Raw genomic sequence first — 1,352 nt, 5'->3', positions numbered from 1 at the left:
GGGGCCTCCCCCTGAGTGGTGGACACGCTGATACTGGATCTGCTTGGTCCGGAGGAAGCGAGAAGACCGCCGATGGCGATGAAGGACTACTCGGACGAGTTCAAGGCCGATGCCGTGGCCCTGTACGAGTCCACGCCCGGGGCGACATACAAGAGCATCGCCGCCGACCTGGGCATCAACCGGGCCACCCTGCGTGAGTGGGTGCTGCGGGACCGCGGACGCCGCGACGCCGCCGCTGCCCCGTCTGTGGGCGGGACGCCGGCGGCCCGGGCCGAGCAGACGGCATTGCCCGCCGATCCGGACGAGCGGATCCGGCAGCTGGAGGCCCGAGTGGCCGAGCTCGAGGCGAGTGAGCGGAAGCTGGCGACCGAGCGGGACATACTCCGCAAGGCGGCCAAGTATTTCGCCGGGGAGACCAACTGGTGAGTCGCTTCCAGTTCGTCGCCGACCACCGGGACGCCTACGGCGTGAAGCGGCTGTGCAAGGTCTTGGGCCTGAACCGGTCCAGCTACTACAAGTGGCTTGCCGGCAGAAAGGCGAGGGAGTCCCGACAGACCGAGGACCGGCTCCTGGCCGAGCAGATCCGCAAGGTCCACGGCGAGTCCGGCGGCGCCTACGGCTCCCCGCGGGTGACCGCCGAGCTGCGCGCGAAGGGCCTGCGGATCAACGAGAAGCGGGTCGCTCGCGTCATGCGGACGTTCTCCATAGCTGGCATCCGCCTGCGCAGACGTGTCCGCACCACCGTCCCGGACTCGGCAGTCTCACAGGTTCCGGACCTGTTCCATCGGGACTTCACCGCCGCCGAGCCGGGGCGGAAATACATGGGCGACATCACGTATCTCCCGCTCGCCGGCGGGGAGTTCCTCTATCTCGCGACCGTGCTGGACTGCTTCAGCCGCAAGGTCGTCGGCTGGTCGATGGCCGACCACATGCGCACCGGCCTGGTCGCCGACGCACTGCAGATGGCGGCCTCGACCCGCGGCGGCCTGGACGGCGCCGTGTTCCACTCCGACCGCGGGGCCCAATATGGCTCCCGGGCGTTCGCCGATCTCTGTGACCGGCTCGGGGTGGCCCGGTCAATGGGGGCCGTCGGCACCAGCGCGGACAACGCGGCCTGCGAGAGTTTCCACGCGTCCCTGAAACGCGAGACCCTCCAGGGCGCCGGCGACTACGGCGACGCCAGCACCTGCAGAAGGACGGTATTTGTCTGGCTGGCCCGCTACAACACCCGCCGCCGGCACTCCGCCAACGGCCACCTCAGCCCCAACGAATACGAACGCCGACACCACGCGGCTAAGCTCACGCTCGCCGCATGATCAACGAAGCGTGTCCACCATCACGGGGGAAGGCCC

At 69.1% G+C, this 1,352-nt stretch carries 1 protein-coding gene; it reads left to right on the top strand.

The window, feature by feature from the left end; translation table 11 throughout:
* Positions 1–72 precede the first annotated feature (72 nt).
* Positions 73–1,316 (top strand): IS3 family transposase gene (locus ACWC0C_RS48360; RefSeq protein ID WP_450871553.1). Its coding sequence is split into 2 segments (ribosomal slippage): positions 73–412 and positions 412–1,316, totalling 1,245 coding nucleotides; the frame shifts between segments, so codons are not numbered across the junction.
* The last annotated feature ends 36 nt before the right edge of the window (positions 1,317–1,352 follow it).

The organism is Streptomyces sp. NPDC001709 (assembly GCF_053596375.1).
Note: the sequence above shows the minus strand (reverse complement) of the source record. Positions and strands in the feature narration are given on the sequence as shown.